The sequence below is a fragment of the Treponema zioleckii genome, from assembly GCF_014737315.1.
Taxonomy (GTDB): Bacteria; Spirochaetota; Spirochaetia; order Treponematales; family Treponemataceae; genus Treponema_D; species Treponema_D zioleckii.
This window is the reverse complement of record NZ_JPUF01000010.1, coordinates 55,956-72,513: the sequence shown is the minus strand read 5'-3', so window position 1 is coordinate 72,513 and position 16,558 is coordinate 55,956. Positions and strand designations below refer to the sequence as shown.

Annotated in this window: 12 protein-coding genes; 1 reads left to right on the top strand and 11 read right to left on the bottom strand. The window is 42.6% G+C overall.

Annotated elements, in window-relative coordinates:
• Nucleotides 1-43: 43 nt before the first annotated feature.
• The 3 genes from purN to JI65_RS04250 all read right to left on the bottom strand — a co-directional run bounded on the left by purN (nucleotide 44) and on the right by JI65_RS04250 (nucleotide 3,511).
• Entirely contained in the window at nucleotides 44-670 is a 627-nt protein-coding gene (purN, locus tag JI65_RS04260) for a phosphoribosylglycinamide formyltransferase (RefSeq protein ID WP_191014144.1), read from the bottom strand.
• 14 nt (nucleotides 671-684) lie between these two features.
• On the bottom strand, nucleotides 685-1,782 hold the full coding sequence (gene purM, locus JI65_RS04255; RefSeq protein WP_191014143.1) for a phosphoribosylformylglycinamidine cyclo-ligase: 1,098 nt from the start codon (nucleotides 1,780-1,782) through the stop codon (nucleotides 685-687).
• A 490-nt stretch (nucleotides 1,783-2,272) separates the two neighbouring features.
• Nucleotides 2,273-3,511, bottom strand: a complete 1,239-nt coding sequence (locus JI65_RS04250; RefSeq protein WP_191014142.1) for an aminotransferase class V-fold PLP-dependent enzyme — start codon at nucleotides 3,509-3,511, stop codon at nucleotides 2,273-2,275.
• A gap of 203 nt (nucleotides 3,512-3,714) precedes the next feature.
• Between JI65_RS04250 and JI65_RS04245 the strand changes: the two genes are divergently transcribed.
• Complete coding sequence (locus JI65_RS04245) at nucleotides 3,715-5,790, top strand: methyl-accepting chemotaxis protein (protein ID WP_191014141.1); 2,076 nt, start codon at nucleotides 3,715-3,717, stop codon at nucleotides 5,788-5,790.
• 264 nt (nucleotides 5,791-6,054) lie between these two features.
• Here JI65_RS04245 and JI65_RS04240 read toward each other — a convergent pair whose 3' ends face one another.
• The 8 genes from JI65_RS04240 to JI65_RS04205 all read right to left on the bottom strand — a co-directional run bounded on the left by JI65_RS04240 (nucleotide 6,055) and on the right by JI65_RS04205 (nucleotide 16,524).
• Nucleotides 6,055-6,990 carry a SufB/SufD family protein gene (locus tag JI65_RS04240; protein WP_191014140.1) on the bottom strand — a complete coding sequence of 312 codons (936 nt, stop codon included), beginning with the start codon at nucleotides 6,988-6,990 and terminating at the stop codon, nucleotides 6,055-6,057.
• A 10-nt stretch (nucleotides 6,991-7,000) separates the two neighbouring features.
• Entirely contained in the window at nucleotides 7,001-8,407 is a 1,407-nt protein-coding gene (sufB, locus tag JI65_RS04235; RefSeq protein WP_191014139.1) for a Fe-S cluster assembly protein SufB, read from the bottom strand.
• Between the two features lie 16 nt (nucleotides 8,408-8,423).
• The gene (gene sufC / locus JI65_RS04230) at nucleotides 8,424-9,161 is read right to left on the bottom strand and encodes a Fe-S cluster assembly ATPase SufC (protein ID WP_191014138.1); all 738 of its coding nucleotides are present in this window, start codon (nucleotides 9,159-9,161) and stop codon (nucleotides 8,424-8,426) included.
• Nucleotides 9,162-9,266: 105 nt separating this feature from the next.
• Nucleotides 9,267-10,004, bottom strand: a complete 738-nt coding sequence (locus JI65_RS04225) for a lysophospholipid acyltransferase family protein (RefSeq protein ID WP_191014137.1) — start codon at nucleotides 10,002-10,004, stop codon at nucleotides 9,267-9,269.
• 47 nt (nucleotides 10,005-10,051) lie between these two features.
• Nucleotides 10,052-11,902 carry an ABC transporter substrate-binding protein gene (locus tag JI65_RS04220; RefSeq protein ID WP_191014136.1) on the bottom strand — a complete coding sequence of 617 codons (1,851 nt, stop codon included), beginning with the start codon at nucleotides 11,900-11,902 and terminating at the stop codon, nucleotides 10,052-10,054.
• Between the two features lie 782 nt (nucleotides 11,903-12,684).
• Nucleotides 12,685-14,262 (bottom strand): AAA family ATPase, encoded by a 1,578-nt coding sequence (locus JI65_RS04215; protein WP_191014135.1) that lies wholly within the window; start codon nucleotides 14,260-14,262, stop codon nucleotides 12,685-12,687.
• A 600-nt stretch (nucleotides 14,263-14,862) separates the two neighbouring features.
• Nucleotides 14,863-15,957 carry a leucine-rich repeat domain-containing protein gene (locus JI65_RS04210; protein WP_191014134.1) on the bottom strand — a complete coding sequence of 365 codons (1,095 nt, stop codon included), beginning with the start codon at nucleotides 15,955-15,957 and terminating at the stop codon, nucleotides 14,863-14,865.
• 123 nt (nucleotides 15,958-16,080) lie between these two features.
• A complete protein-coding gene (locus JI65_RS04205; protein ID WP_191014133.1) occupies nucleotides 16,081-16,524 on the bottom strand; it encodes a hypothetical protein in 444 nt (147 codons plus the stop codon).
• Nucleotides 16,525-16,558: the final 34 nt, after the last annotated feature.

Genomic DNA, 16,558 nt, shown 5'->3' with positions numbered 1-16,558 from the left:
TGGTTTCAACAAGTTCAACCACCGTTTTTTTATGTTTTGATTTTTACAAGTTAAGTTCCTTTGCCAAAAGACAAACGCCCTCAACCATTGCCTTGTGCTCTTCTGGAGCAATTCGGGCATAAAGCGTTTCTGGAGTGTCGCCGTCAAGAACCGGAACTTTTTTTTGCACGAGGATTTTTCCAGTATCACATCCTGCGTCAACAAGATGAACAGTGCAGCCAGACTCTTTTTCGTGGGCGGCAAGAACAGCCTCATGCACGTTGTGTCCCCACATCCCTACCCCGCCGAATTTTGGCAAGAGGGCCGGATGCAAGTTCACGATCCGATTTGAATATTCTGAGATTATCGTTCCGCTCAAAACCGTAAGCCACCCGGCAAGTACGATTGCATCGCAACCTGCGTTTTTTGCGGCGGCCAGAGCGGCATCGCTAACAGCAAGCCTTTTTTCCTCTTTTGAAGAAGTCTTAGCTTTTTCTGCACCCAGCACGGCAAACGGAGAGACGATTTTTGTTTCAATGCCGGCATTCAAGGCCCTTTCCAGAGCAAAAGCTTTTTTTGTATCAGCAATCACAATCTGAATATGATAAGGGCAGTCGGCATGAGATTTTTCGTAGTCGATAAGTGCCTGAAGGTTTGTTCCCCCACCACTAACGAGAACCGCGATTTTCATAAAAATCTCCAGGCCTATTCAAGAATCGTAGCTTCGTGAGAACCTTTAAGTTCATCACCAAGTTTAGAAGCCGATTTTTCTACGTGACCAATCTTATATGCCTTCAAATCAGGGATTCCAAGTTCTTTGTGAACAGGCGTAGCGAACTTTGAAGCGTTTTCGTTAAAGTGTTTTACAATTTCGTCAGCCTTGTCAGCACTTACCGCAAGAACAAGCCCGATTCCCATGTTGAATGTGCCCCAAACGCCTTCCGGGTCTGCACCGCGGCGAATAAGCTCGTCAAAAATCGCTGGCTTTTCCCAGCTGTCTTTTTTGATTCTTGAAACCAGCTGAGTTCCTTTTGGATACATTCGAGGCACGTTCTCATAGAATCCACCGCCAGTGATGTGAACCATTCCGTGAATGGCTTTTCCGAAAGTTTTGAGTGCGTCCATTACAGGGCGAACATAAATTCGTGTAGGTGTGAGAAGAACCTCGCCGATTTTCTTTCCGTTGAAGTCTTCGTTAAAATCTTTTACAAGTTTTCGAACGAGCGAATAGCCGTTTGAATGAGGTCCTGTTGAAGAAAGACCGATAAGAACATCACCTTCGGCAATGTCTTTTCCTGTAATCATCTCGTCTTTTTCGCCAAAACCAACTCCAAAGCCTGCAAGGTCGTATTTTCCGACATCATAAAAATCAGGCATCTCGGCAGTCTCACCGCCAAGAAGAGCGCAGCCTGCATCAACACAACCGTCTGCAACACCTTTTACAAGTTCGCCCGCAACTTTTGCGTCAAGTTTTCCGCAGGCAACATAATCAAGGAAAAACGAAGTCTGAACGCCAGAACAAAGGATGTCGTTCACGCTCATCGCAACACAGTCGATTCCAACTGTATCATATTTTTTCATCTGAAAAGCGATGTCAAGTTTTGTACCAACACCGTCCGTTCCAGAAACAGCGACAGGATGTTTAAGACCAGCCGGGATTTCGAACATTCCGTTAAAGCTTCCAAGTTCCGTTAAAAGTCCTGGGATTGCAGTTCTTTTTGCATGAACTTTGTATTCATTAACCGCGTTGTAGCCTTCTACAACGTCAACGCCTGAATCTTTGTAATCAATTGTGTTTGCCATTTTATTCTCCACAAGAAAATGTTTGAGAATATTCTACAAAATTTCGGGAAAGGTTACTACTTGATTTTTAAGATTTTTAATCTGTTTTACCTTTCCCGTCAGTTTTGCAGGGCAAAACTGATTATTGGGTTGGTAAAAGTTCTGAAACGGTTACTACTCAGTTTTAGGATTTTTAATCTGTTTTACCTTTCCCGTCAGTTTTGCAGGGCAAAAATGATTATCGGGTTGGGTAAAAGTTCTGAAACAGTTACTACTTGCTTTTAAGATTTTTAGTCCACTTTTGAAAGTCTAGATTATCTCTTTCATCTTTCAATTCATCTGTATCCCATCTGCGTTCATCTGCGTTCATCTGTGTCAAAACCTAAAAGTCAACTTTTACCTGCTGTGGTTTCGATACGCTTCGCTACTCAACCACCGAACTATCTTCAATCTATCTGTGTCCCATCTGTGCTAATCCGTGTTTATCTGTGTCTGAAAATTACAGATTACATTAATCCTTAAAGCCTGACCACTTGCGGATTTGAGGAAGTTTTGAAAGAAGAATATCAACTTCTTCCTCGGTATTGTACAAATAAAGAGACGCACGAGCCGAAGCCGGAATTCCCAGATATTTTTGCAGCGGCTGAGCACAGTGATGCCCCGCCCGAATCGCAATATTCTCGTCGCTCAAAAGAGTCGCAATGTCGTGCGGATGAACGTCGTCAATCGTAAAAGTAACAATTCCGCAGCGTTTTCGGCCGTCCTGCTCGCCAATAATGTGGAAGTGAGGGATTTTTTTGATTCCTTCCACCAACTTTTCCGCAAGATTGTTATCGTGCTTTTCAATATTTTCAAGCCCAACGTTCTGAATGTATCTGATTGCGGCAGCCATTCCAACGGCATCACCCGCACTTACAGTTCCCGCCTCGAATTTGTGAGGAACCTCCGCCCAGGTCGCGCTGTCTTCCGTAACGTATTCAATCATCTCGCCGCCACGCAAAAAAGGTGGCATCGCGTCAAGAAGCTCGTAGCGGCCGTAAAGTGCACCAATTCCCATCGGACCGCAAAGTTTATGTCCGCTCATCGCCAAAAAGTCCGCGCCCAAATCTTGCACATCAACTTTTATGTGCGGAGTGGACTGAGCACCGTCAACAACCATTACGGCACCGTTCTTATGGGCAATCTCCGCGATTTTTTTTATAGGATTCTGAGTTCCGAGAACGTTCGACACATGGGTTACAGAAACGATTTTTGTTTTTGGAGTGATTTTTGAGTATTCACTTTCAGGAATCGCCCCGGTCGATTTGTCAACGTACATGAATTTTAATGTCGCACCCTTCGTCTTACAAACGAACTGCCACGGAAGAATATTCGAGTGATGCTCCATAATTGAAACCACAACCTCGTCGCCCGCATTCACGTTAGCCATTCCGTAAGTGTACGCCACAAGATTCAAAGCCTCTGACGCGTTTCGGACAAAAATTATTTCGTTTGAAGATTTTGCGTTTATGAATTTTGCCACAGTGTCACGAGCGTCCTCATAAGCCTTTGTGGCCCGCTCACTCAAAGAATAAAGCCCGCGCAAAGGATTGGCATTCTGCGTCGAATAAAAATGATCCATCGCATTAAGAACGATATAGGGTCTCTGAGCAGTCGCCGCCGAGTCCATATAAATCAGCCCGGAATTATCAATTGAATTCTTTTCATCTATCGCCTTAAAAAGCGGAAAATCATTTCTATATTTATTCATACTAGATTCCTCATCATTAAAAAAAACAATTATCGGTGATTCTAATAGTGTACTAAAATAAATTCATTTTGTATAGCCTAGTATTCCTCTAGGTTTTAAGATAAAGTTTTAGCATTTTCATAACTAAAATTTTTCTGAAAAAACATTGTTTTCTTTCAAATTCCACGTCATAATTAAATTAATCTCAAAAAAAGGAAATTTTTATGTCCCCTAAATCCAAGAAAGCTTTAAAACTCATTTACCACATCTTCATTGGACTTATTGCAATTAATATTATCGTTGTAGGATCTCGTGTTATCTTTGAACGAAACGCAACGAAAGATTTAAAGGGAATCGCGGACAGAAAACTTTTAGAATTTCAAGTAGGTTTTAAAGATCAAATGACGCTTGCAATCCAAATGTCCAATTCACCGCTCATTATAAGCTACATGAAAGAGCCTACAGATGATGATTTACGCGAAGAAGCTTTTAAAGAAATCAAATCGTACCAAAATTCTTTTACAAGCCACACAACTTTTATGATTACGGAAGAGGAACTTGTCTACTATTTTAACAACGAACCTCAGCGAAAAGTTGACGTAAACGATCCGGCAGAAGCTTGGTACAACTACACGAAAAATTTGAATAAAGATTACGATCTTTTTATAGATTATGACATTTCGCTAAAAGAAACGCTCGCTTGGGTAAACGCAATCGTCCGGGACGAAAAAGGAACATTCCTGGGAATAATCGGAACTGGAATTCCGCTTTCAAGCTTTGTAAAAACGATGTATGCAACGCTCGAACCAAAAACCACGATGCATCTTTACAACAGCAGTCTTGAGATTTCAGGAACTCTCGATGAATCACTTATGGGAAGTCACAAACCGATTACAGAAATTATTCCGGCCCTTCAAGGAAAATCTGACGAATTTTTAAAGCCAGATTCTTTCAAAACCACATGCACAATCAGACACTTTTACGCACTCGCACCTATAAAAGACGCCGGCTGGTACATGGTTCTTTCAAGAACATTTGACGTACCTGAATTCTTAAAAAATTCACTCATTCCTTTTTTGCTCATTCTCATAATTTACGGTTTGCGGCTAGGTTTTGCCCTTTACAGAAAGATTTTTAACCCGATGAAAGTTCTTATACGAGCCACAACGCATCTTTCTTCGGGCGAAGCAGATTTGAGCCGCCGAATCAACGTTGATGAAAAGAATTCGCTAAAATCATTAAAAATGCTCATTGACGGATTCAACGCATTTATTGAAAAAGTTCAGATTATAATTTCGTCAGTAAAAAGTTCAAAAGACAATCTTGTAACGAACGGAGACAAACTCAGAATCTGCACGAACGAAACTTCGGAATCGATGACGAACATTTTGAATAACATTGAGATGATGGATTCAACGATTTTCCAGCAGACAGAAAAAGTTGCCGAAACTGTCGAAACAATAAACAACATTTCGGAAAATATTTCTTCATTGGACGAGCTTATTGAAAATCAGGTACAAACCGTAACACAGGCTGAAAGTTCAATAAAGAAGATGATTGATAGCATTGACGGAGTAAACTCATCGGTTGGAAATCTTACAAAATCTTTTGACCAACTTGAAAACAACACGCAGGCAGGAATCCGAAAGCAAAGCGAAGTAAACGTAAAAATTGAAGAGATTCAGAATCAGAGCACTATGTTGCAAGAAGCAAATATGATAATTTCTTCGATTGCGGAACAGACAAACCTTCTTGCCATGAACGCAGCAATTGAAGCGGCTCATGCCGGTGAAGCGGGAAAAGGATTCTCGGTTGTTGCTGATGAAATTCGTGCACTTGCAGAAACGTCGTCCGAGCAATCAAGAACGATCGGAGAACAATTGATGGCGATTCAGACTTCTATTTCAGAAATCGTTTCAAAATCGTCAGAAACTCAGGAATCATTTGCAAACGTTTCGTCTGGAATTCAGCTAACGAACAATATTATCAATAAGATTTCCGTTTCAATGAGGACTCAGGAAGCAGAATCTAAAGACATAAACACGGCACTTACAAGTCTTACAAAATCTACGAACCAAGTAAAAACGGCATCTTCAAAAATGACGGAAGAAAGTTCTGTAATTTTGACCGGAGTTCGCGAACTCAAAGATTCTACGCTGAACATGAAAAACAGAATGGACGAGATGAACGGCGGTGCAGCCCAAATCAACGATTCACAACAGTCCCTCGAAGCGATTAAACAGGAAATTGAAACTTCGATAAACGAAATCGATTCGCAGATGAATAAATTCAAGGTATAAAAGGGAACGCTACAAGTGAACTTTTTGAATTTAAGTTTTACTTGTGCGTTCCACGCCAGTTTTCATAGAAAACTGGCGCTTCACTTTAAATCCGTAAAGAAAGTGCGAGAAATCAACTTTTGGATTAAGTCTACTTATGCGTTCCCCACCAGTTTTTGAAAAAAACAGGCGCTTCACTTTTAAACTACAAAGAAGGCGCAGAGAATCAACTTTTGAAACTGCAAAGGAAATACGGTGGTTGAGCTTGTCGAAACCACCTTTTACCTATTTATCAATGAACGTGGTGATTTTTTCTACGAGGGCAGAATCTGGGATTTGGTTCGCAACGCTTATGATTTTTGCGCGAGCCATCATTTTCTTTGCCTCGTCTTCTGTTATTCCGCGGCTCTGCATGTAAAAAAGTTCGTCAGCACTCAAACGGCCAATCGTTGAACCATGCGAGCCAGCAACATTCTCTTCATCACAAAGAATAATCGGAATTGACTTGTTGATTACAGTCGGACTCATGAGCAAAGTTTCTTCCTGCTCGTCTCCGGTTGATTCTGCACAGCCATTTTTAAAATCGATTGTACCACGATAAGTTTTTGTAGCCTCACCGTCAACAACGCCCTTTATCCACATTCTTGTGTCGGACTTTTCTCCAAAATGATTTACGAGATAATTAAAATCAAAATTCTGTTTGTCTTTACAAAGATACGCAGTGTGACTTTTGAATTTTGACATAAAACCATTCAAATCATTTTTTACCTGGGCAAAAATCTTTGCGCCGCCAAGCTCCACCTGAGTAACTTTTATTTCGGCATTATCTGCGCACTCACCAACAGTGTCGTCAATCTGCACAAAATCAGAGCCCAAAAGCTGCACTTTTACAAGATGAATTTTTGCATTCGCCTCCGCAACGAGTTTTGTACGGATTTTTGAAAAACCCGACGCATTCTCGGCGGAACTGTAATCCATAATCACAGTGATTTCTGAATTCTCGCGTGCAGTTATGATTTGCTCGTGCTCATAAGTTTTTCCGTCTTCAAAATCAAAATGGAGCGAAACCTTTTCGTTCGGCTTTGTGGCAACAATCTCTTTTTTTTCGGAAATAACATCGCTCTCAGCCTCAACGTCAAGGTTAGCACGATTCATTTTGAGCCAGTTCCACGTGAGGGCAGGAATTTTATTCAGTTCTTTAAATGTGTAAATCTGCTTCATTTTCTTGACCTCATATATTGTTTTTCATTTCAAGACGAATCAAATTGTTCATCTCAACGGCATATTCGAGAGGAAGTTCCTTCGAAACAGGATTGGCAAAGCCAGACACAATCATGGCGCGAGCCTCTTCTTCGCTCACACCGCGGCTCATAAGATAGAAAACCGCATCATTCGAGATTCGTCCGATTTTTGCCTCGTGACCAACATCGCATTGGTCAGTGTGAATGTCCATCGCAGGAATCGTGTCGCTGCGAGAAATATTGTCGAGCATCAAGCTGTCGCAAGAAACGCTCGCCTTTGAACCGACAGCCTTTTTGTCGATGTAAACCGCGCTTCGGTAAGTCGAGATTCCGCCGCTCTTGGAAATTGACTTTGAAGTTATGAGCGAAGTTGTGTTCGGCGCAAGATGAACCATTTTTGCACCGGTGTCCAAGTTCTGCCCGGCACCCGCAAAAGTTACTCCCGTAAATTCTGCCCTGGCACCTTTTCCAACCAAATCGCTTTCTGGGTACAAATAAGAAACGTGGCTTCCGAATGAACCAGACACCCACTCGATTGAGCCGCCCTCTTCTACACGCGCACGCTTTGTGTTCAAATTGTACATATTCTTTGACCAGTTTTCGACCGTTGAATAGCGTAAGTGAGCATTTTTTTTAACATAAAGCTCAACGCAACCGGCATGAAGGTTCGCAACATTATATTTTGGTGCCGAACAGCCTTCAATAAAATGAACGTCCGCACCTTCGTCAACGATAATCAAAGTATGCTCAAATTGCCCAGCCCCTTTTGCGTTCAATCTAAAATATGACTGCAACGGAACTTCGACTTTTACGCCTTTAGGAACGTAGACAAAACTTCCGCCAGACCAGACCGCACCGTGCAAAGCCGCAAACTTGTGGTCATTTGGTTTTACGAGCTTCATAAAATGCTCTTTTACCATGTCGGCATACTCGCCTCGGAGAGAACTTTCAAAGTCCGTGTAAATTACGCCCTGCCGAGCAACCTCATCCTGCAAATTATGGTAAACCAACTCCGAATCGTACTGCGCGCCAACGCCCGCAAGGGAAGTGCGTTCCGCCTCAGGAATTCCGAGTTTTTCGAAAGTGTCTTTTATATCATCAGGAACATCTTCCCACTTTCCCTGCATTTTTGTGTTCGGACGAACGTAAGTGGCAATCTCGTCAATGTTGAGAGCAGAAATATCAGGGCCCCACTCAGGAACGCGAAGCTCATTGTAAATCTTAAGACACTCCTGACGAAATTCGCGCATCCACTCCGGGTCATTTTTGTCCTCGGAAAGTTTGGCAACGATTTCTGGAGTCAAACCTTTTTCGTTTCTGTAAAAGCCCTTCTCCTCATAACGAAAATCGTAAGGAGAACGGTCTATATCTGTAATTTCAGGAGTTTTCTCTGCCATAGTGTCTCTACCGCCGTTATTTTATGAACTGGTCAAATCCGTTTTCGTTGATATTGTTAACGAGCGAGCCGTCGCCGTCTTTTACGATTTTGCCTTTTACGAGAACGTGAGTAAAATCGACGTTAAGGCTTTCGAGGATTTTTGTTGAATGCGTGATAATAATCAGCGCGCCGTTCTGACGTTTCTGATATTCTTCGATTCCTTTTGAAACAGTGCGAACCGCGTCAACGTCAAGACCAGAGTCGGTCTCGTCAAGAATCGCAAGTTTTGGGTTGAGCATCAAAAGCTGAAGAATCTCGCTCTTTTTTCGCTCACCGCCAGAAAAACCAACGTTCAAATCGCGGGAAGCATAACTTTCGTCCATGTTCAACAGAGCCATCATCTCTTTGAGCTGCTTTTGGAACTGAAAGAGCTTTACGCGCTTTCCAGTCTGCTGCTGCAAGGCATTGCGGATAAAAGACTCAAGCGTAATTCCAGGAACTTCGAGCGGAGCCTGGAACGAAAGAAAAATTCCTTTTGCGGCGCGTTTGTCGGCAGACATCTGAGTAATATCCTCGCCATCAAAAAAAATATTTCCGTCCGTAACCGTGTAGCGAGGATTTCCCATGAGCGTGTAGCCGAAAGTTGATTTTCCGGCACCGTTCGGTCCCATCAGAACATGCGTCTCTCCAGCGTTAACGTTCAAATTCATTCCAGAAATAATCTGTTTTTTTTCTATATTCACACTAAGATTCTTTACTTCAAGAAGACTCATTGTTTTCTCCAAAAATCAAATTTAAAAGTTTGTTTAGTAACTTACTAGGAAATAATTTGATTGACATTAAGCTACAATATTTTACATTTTATTGCAAGCGTTGCGCTATTCCGCAATCCGCTTGCGTGGTTCAGCAAGAATCGAACAAACAATCTGCTCAACTTTTGCAGGAATTTCTTGCTGCTGCTCACGGGTAAGATTTGCGGTCTCAATCGGGTCGTGAATCGTAAGTTTTACGTCGCCCGGGCAAAGTCTTTTGTTCTCTTCGTAAATTTTCCAAGTGCCTTCAATCGTTACAGGCACAATCGGAGCCTTTGACATGAACGCCAGCTTAAAGCTTCCTGCCTTGAATTCATTGTGCGCAAAACCGCGGCTTCGAGTTCCCTCCGGAAAAATTACCTGAGAATAGCCCTTTTTAACGCCCTCTGCCGCGTCATGAATTGCCTGAACAGATTTTCGAGGGCTTTTTCGCTCAATGAACGTGCACTGAAGCATCTTCATCCAGTCAGAAAGAACTGGAATTTTTCCAAGTTCAGCTTTTGCAACAAAAGTCATAGGCTTGTCAATAAATCCGAAGAGCGCCGGAATGTCCATTGCGCCCTGATGGTTCGCGATAAAAACCACGGCAGTGTCTTTCGGGAGTTTTTCGGCACCAACGACTTCCACAGTGGAGTGGCAAACCTTAAAAACGTAACGCGCCCACAAAGGAACGCATTCTTTTACGATTCTGTCGCGCTCGGCGATATTGCCTTCTTTGTCATATTTTTTTGCCAGTTTGAGCTGTTTTCGTTTGCCCAACATAAAAAAGAAAATTTTTATAAACGCAATAAAAGTTTTAAACATAATGGTTCATTCTACTCCAAAACTAAAATTGATAAAAGTCTCCGAACTCACTTAACTTCGCGGATAAAAACGTGCTGAGTTTCCGCACCAACGATGTTGTCAAAATAAACGTTTCTCAAATCCCAACGGTTGTTGATTGCAAAAAAACTTCGGTTGCGAATAAGATAAATAATCGGGCACTGCTCCAAGATGATTTTCTGATATTCGTCCCACAACGGGCGTGCTTTTTCAGCATCAACTATGCAGCTCGCCTCTTTGTACAATTTGTCAACACGTGCTTCCCATTCCGTAGCAGGCTCTTTTTGAAGCGGATTCCACATGTGCAAGTTTCCCGAAGAAAGCCAAACGTTGCTTCCCTGCGTCGGAAAAAGCGAACCGCCGCCAAGGGCGAGAATCGAAGTCTGCCAGTCGTAAGTGGCCGTGAGCTGCTCAATAAGTTTTTGAAAGTCAATCTGAACTACATTTATTGTGATTCCTTCTTTTTTGCATTCATCGCAAATTATCTGCGCAATATCGCTGATAACCGCCCCGGAAGGCGTAATCGAAAGATTGAATTCAACTTTTTTTCCTTCATCATCATACAAAAATCCGTCCTCTTTTTTTACGAAGCCAGCGGATTCCAAAAGTTTTCTTGCGTGTGCATGGCTAAAACGATATTCAAGTTTTATGTCAGCGTTAAAGAATGCGTTAGGCTCCGGGAAGAAATTGTATTTCGGCTCGCCAATTCCTCTGTACGACTGCGAGATTATTCGCTCGCGGTTTATAAGGCAGCTCATTGCCTGACGGAATTCTTTTTTGGTGAACCATTTGTAATAAGGCTCGTCCTTGTTCTTAGGATTCTGATTAAAAGCAAAGAACGGAGCCGAAAGTCCGCCTGCCGAATTAAAGACCGTGTAACCGTCATTTTCGAAGTTCTTTGCGCCATTCACAATTTCTTCAAGCTGTTCTGGAGAAGGAGCGAAGGTCTCAATTTTTCCCTCTTTGAATAGAAGAAAGTTCGTGTTCGGCTCACTCACAATCTGATAAACTTTCTTCTGCGGATAATTTATACCCTCCCCCGCATCGTCCTTTTTGTAATAATCAGGATTTCGCTCGTAAACGACACGCTGCCCCGGCGTGTATTCTGTAATAAAATACTCGCCCACGCTAGGAATTGTTTTTGGGTCAGTTTCAATCGAAAGAATGTCCTTAACTTTTTTGGCTCCGCCCTCATCTTTTGCCTTTTTGTAAATAAAACTCGGTCCAAAAGTCATGCTCGTGTGCAAAAGCGGCTCCGCAATGATTGCTGGAAAATGAAAGACAAAGGAACGGTCGTCGATTTTTTCGCATGTGATAATGCCCTCACTCCCGTCCTTAAGGTCCATGAACTGACTGTTGTATGCGGAAGACCCCATTTCTTCGTCGCAAAGAATTTCGTTGTACCAAAAAACAACGTCGTCGCTCGTAACTTTTATTTTCTTTTCAGGCGCACCATAAAATGACCAGTACAAATCATCGCGAAGCGTATAAATCAAATCAAGTTTGTCGTTCTGTTCGTCAGTTTTGATTTCGAACGATGCGGCGTATGGCTGCCATTCTTTTTTGACAGGGTTATAATCGATTAATGGAACCAAAAGCGGTGCAAGAATTGGTGTGGAAGAATTGTCACGTTCCGCAATCAAAATATTGAACGTTTTTGGGTCTGCAGAAATAGTTCCGTTCCAAGTTCCGCCAACTTTTCCGTTCACCCACGGTTCATCTTTCCAGGGCTTAGAAACGCTTTTTTGAATCAAGTCGTTATTCGCCGAAGCCCTGTAAGCTTCGATTTCTTCAAGTGTCATCTCCGGGGATTTGTAACAAGATGAAGCGCATAAAACTGTTGATATTAATAGAAGAGAATGAATAAAAGTTCGTCGCATAATTAAAAACTATACCGCAAACAGAACGAAAACGCTATAAGTTGACTTTTAGGTTTTACCTTTTGACAGAAATTGACACAGATGAACGCAGATAAACAGTGATGGGACACAGATAAATTGAAGATAGTTCGGTGGTTGAGTAGCGAAGCGTATCGAAACCACAAAAGCTGAAAGTTGACTTTTCGATTTTGACACAGATGAACACGGATGAACGCAGATGGGACACAGCTAAATTGAAGATAGTTCGGTGGTTGAGTAGCGAAGCGTATCGAAACCACCACAGGTGAAAGTTGACTTTTTGGGGGGAGACACAGATAGATTAAAAACAGTTCGGTGGTTGAGCGTAGTCGAAACCACAAAAGCTGAAAGTTGACTCGACTCCCTCACAGTTGCGAGCTTCGCGCGAGCAACAAGACTGCACTCACAAAACGAGGCTCTCCTTGTCGCCACGTTTTGTGAACACTTGCAAGTATCCCCACCATAGCGCGAGTTTTAGGAAACGCAAAAAACTATTTTTTGTTCGGAAACTCCACTTGAGCGTTTCCGTTGGTTGAGCGTAGTCGAAACCACAAAAGCTGAAAGTTGACTTTTCGGGGAAGACGCAGATGAACGCAGATGAGACACAGATAAATTAAAAACGGAAACGTGCCTCAAACTACGTTTTTTCAGTTTTTGAGACAAAAACTGAGAGGAACGGCGAAACTAAGTATTGCGAAGCAAAAAATTACTACTGCCGTTCCGCGGACACAGATAAACACGGATGAACAGAGACAGGGTCGAAACTATTCCTTTACAAATTCTTCTATCTTGCACTCGTGCGTTTTGGTGGTTTCGTCGTAGTTCACGCCGATGAACAGAAGGTTTCCCGCGTAATTTTCGAGCGAGGCGAAATATTTTTTTTCTTTGATTTGATTCAAGGCACTCTCGGTGCTTCCGTTACGCTTGAGTTCGATTATCAGCGCAGGGATGTTCGGCACGAACGGAATGAACACAACGTCCGCAAAGCCTTTTCCGGTCGTCATTTCCTTTACAATCGTGTATTTGTTCAGGGCATAAATGTACGAAAGATAAATCGCGCTCTGCAATGCGTCCTCGTTGTTGTAGCTCCGGTTGCTCGTCACGTGGATGTGGCTTTCGTCAAGTGATTTTGCGACAGCTTCGGAATTTAGGCGCAAAGTTTCAGCGAGCAATTCTTTTGACGACTGGATGATTTTGTTCGTGACGGAGTAATCGCTCATAACGGAAACTGCGGCCGTCCATTCAAGCTGCACTTCCTTGTTCGGAATCCGGCACGTTTTTTCGGTTCTGTCGTAAGAGAGATAGCCGAGATGAAGAAGATAAGTAAAAACATCGTCCTTCGAGCAGAAATCGGTCATCGTATTCATGTACATTATTACATTCACATCGATGCTTTCGCCTGCAAGCATTCTGATTACAGTCTCTTTCGTGCCCGCAAAATCCTGTTCGATTCTTTCTTTGATTACTGCATAGGTTGAAGTCTTGCTCCAGAAATTCTCAAAACACTTTCTCTGAATTGACTTTACAACCGACTCAGGATTGTAAATTTCAAGACCGTGCTGGCTGTATCCGTCGTACCAGCGTTTCATTTCCTCGTAGTCAACATTATATTTTTCGCATAACGCCTTTACTTCATCGGCCGTAAATCCGATGAATTCGGCAAGCTCACCTGCGTCAAGAATCGTGTATTCCTCAAAATTGTTCAATTTTGACTGAATTCTGTCGCGCACGACCGGCAAGATTCCCGTAAGATACGCAAGGGCAATCGCCGGGCGAACGGTGTCGCTCTTAAAAAGTCCGTTCAAAAAATCAAGGTACTGCGTAAAAAGATTTTGCGGAACATTCTCGCGGACGAGAACATCGTATTCGTCGATGATAATCACGAACTGCTCGCCGAGAGCGGCATAGATTTCAATAATCGCCTGACCGATTGAACCTTTTTCGTTAATTGGAACGGTTGGAAACTGTGCTTTCATTTCTGCGAGAATCCTGTCCGTAAGGTTGTTCAGCAGCTCTTCTTTTTGACGCTCAAGCCTGTATTCGCTGTTCATGTCGATTTTTATTACGTTCAGGCGGTTCAGATTGCGCTCAAAACTCGGGTCTGAAGAAATCTTGTACGGCGCAAAAAGTTCGCGGGAATCGGCACCTTTTGAAAAATATGCACAAAGCATGTTTCCTGCAATCGTCTTACCGAACCGACGAGGGCGGGAAATACAAAGGTATTTATTATCCGTCGCCATGAAGTCATTGATGACCGAAATCATCTGCGTTTTGTCAACATAAATCGGTCGCGTGAGTGTTGCCTTAAAGTTTTCGTTGTTCGGATTAAGATAGATTCCCATGAGAGCTCCTTGCGAGAATTATAGCATAAAAACAAGAAAGCTTACATTCACAATGCAACGCAGATGAAGAAATAAAATCTGAAAGTTGACTTTTCGATTTTGACACAGATAGATTGAAGATAGTTCGGTGGTTGAGCGTAGTCGAAAACACCACAGCTGAAAGTTGACTTTTCGAGGAAGACACAGATTAACACGGATGAACTCAGATAGGACACAGATAGATTGAAAACAGTTCGGTGGTTGAGCGTAGTCGAAACCACCACAGGGGAAAGATAACTCGGCTCCCTCACAGTTGCGAGCTTCGCGCGAGCAACAAGACTGCACTCACAAAACGAGGCACTCCTTGCCGCCGCGTTTTGTGAACACCTGCAAGTATACCCACCAGAGCGCGAGTTTTAGGAAACGCAAAAACTATTTTTTGTTCGGAAAAATCCATTCGAGCGTTTCCGAAAACTTGCGGGAAACGCTCAAGTGGACTCGTATTCCTAAAGTTAACTTCCAGCGTTTCCGTTGGTTGAGTAGCGAAGCGTATCGAAACCACCACCACAGGTAAAAGTTACTACTGCCGTTCCGCGGTTTTGGGGGTGTGAGGAAAGTTCACTAATCGGCGTCGATGCTGAAAGTTAGGTCTGTGTAGTAGTAGCCGTTTCGGTCGCGGGAGAAGACGATGGGTGCCTTGAAGCGGTCGCGCAGAAAATCGATGTCGCGGCCGATTGTAGAAATAGAAAGTTTTTCCTCGCCAAAAGTGTCCTTTAAAAGCTTCTGCAATTGATTCTTGTTCATGCAACCGCCATTTTTGAAGACGTGATGAATGAAGATTATGCGTTCGAACTGCAGCCCCTTTCCGAGTTTTTCGACTTTCGGCTTTCTGTCTTTGCAGGTAATCTCCCTGCCGTCCTTGCCAAAGTGAAGGCAAGTAAAAAATCCCCACTTACATATATCCAAATCAGCAAAAAGACCGTCATAAGTAACATTAACAAGATGTGAGCAGCTTAAAAACGTGGCATACTCAATTTTTTTGACACTGCCAGGCAAATACACTTTTTTGACCGGAACAGAATCCTTGTCCAAAAGAAACTCGTAGAATGTGGTGGTAGAGACAGTTTCAATTCCTTCGGGTACGTTCGCTTCTTCGCTCGTATTCATGTAAAAAAGCGTGCTCCGATGTTTTTTGTTCACAAAAAAATCATTCTGCAATATGTATGCCGGATTATTGGCGAACTGAGCGCATATCCATTTTTTGAGAGACGAGAGAACTGAATCCTGCTTTATCATTTTGACGAAAAGAATTCTCCGTATGTTCTCCCCAATGTGATAATTCTGCTTCGTTGACGGGAATCCTATTTCTTCGACGCTCTCTGGAACAAAAATTTCTTTCATTTTTGGACAGGTCGCAAAACTTATGCAGAAAGACTTGATAGCCTTTGGAAATTCAATTTCTTTGAGACTCTTGCACCAAGCAAAAGCCTTTTCAGAAATTTCCAGAACAGAATCTGGTATGATGATTTTTGTGATTGTCTCGTTCGGCTCGATGTCGTCGGCAAAAACATTGTCGCCGATTTTTTCTACACCGTCGGGAATCGTAACGACGCTCTCATTCCCCTTGTAGCGTCTGAGCAAGAGAAAAGTTTTTTCGCTGTTGCGCAGCCGCATTCTTTGTATTATGAAGTCCGTCTTTTCAGAAGTTTTCGTCATATCAATTTCCATAATAGAGCTTCCCGCAGATTTTGCCTATTCGGGAAAATCTCTCAAACAGGCAAAATCAAAATTCTAGATTATTCAAAGCCGAATTTTTTGTTCGGAAAAGGAATAACAAAATTAGTCTGGAGCGTAAGAATCAAACCAATCAGGATCCTCAGACAACCCCATGTAACTTCCATAATGCCTGTTCCAATCCTCCATTGACGCTCTTTCCTCGTCGCGTTCATCGATTTTCTCAGCAACGATGGTTTCAATATCAGCCCCTTCATCAATTTCATCGCCATAAATTTCGATTCTGTCAATTTCAATTTCATTTTCACTGTCGAGAGTTGCCGTAACTATAAATTTATGAACAGGATCTTTTTCAATCCAGACATTCCACCCATTATAACTGGAGAAAATATCAGGAAGTTCAGAATCATCTCCGTCATCTTCATCGACTTCATCTTCGTCATCAAATTCTTTAGCCTTGTTGAAACTTCTGCTTTTCGATGCATTAGGTCTGGTATTTCTTTCGTTCCGCTTTGAACTTTTTACGCATACTGTTTTTCTTTTAGCCATAAAATTTTCCTCCTCGTAATAAGATTGGTTCTTC

Coding starts and splice junctions, on each gene's coding strand:
- purN (WP_191014144.1), bottom strand. CDS start 670: ATGAAAATCGCGGTTCTCGTTAGTGGTGGGGGAACAAACCTTCAGGCA.
- purM (WP_191014143.1), bottom strand. CDS start 1,782: ATGGCAAACACAATTGATTACAAAGATTCAGGCGTTGACGTTGTAGAA.
- JI65_RS04250 (WP_191014142.1), bottom strand. CDS start 3,511: ATGAATAAATATAGAAATGATTTTCCGCTTTTTAAGGCGATAGATGAA.
- JI65_RS04245 (WP_191014141.1), top strand. CDS start 3,715: ATGTCCCCTAAATCCAAGAAAGCTTTAAAACTCATTTACCACATCTTC.
- JI65_RS04240 (WP_191014140.1), bottom strand. CDS start 6,990: ATGAAGCAGATTTACACATTTAAAGAACTGAATAAAATTCCTGCCCTC.
- sufB (WP_191014139.1), bottom strand. CDS start 8,407: ATGGCAGAGAAAACTCCTGAAATTACAGATATAGACCGTTCTCCTTAC.
- sufC (WP_191014138.1), bottom strand. CDS start 9,161: ATGAGTCTTCTTGAAGTAAAGAATCTTAGTGTGAATATAGAAAAAAAA.
- JI65_RS04225 (WP_191014137.1), bottom strand. CDS start 10,004: ATGTTTAAAACTTTTATTGCGTTTATAAAAATTTTCTTTTTTATGTTG.
- JI65_RS04220 (WP_191014136.1), bottom strand. CDS start 11,902: ATGCGACGAACTTTTATTCATTCTCTTCTATTAATATCAACAGTTTTA.
- JI65_RS04215 (WP_191014135.1), bottom strand. CDS start 14,262: ATGGGAATCTATCTTAATCCGAACAACGAAAACTTTAAGGCAACACTC.
- JI65_RS04210 (WP_191014134.1), bottom strand. CDS start 15,957: ATGACGAAAACTTCTGAAAAGACGGACTTCATAATACAAAGAATGCGG.
- JI65_RS04205 (WP_191014133.1), bottom strand. CDS start 16,524: ATGGCTAAAAGAAAAACAGTATGCGTAAAAAGTTCAAAGCGGAACGAA.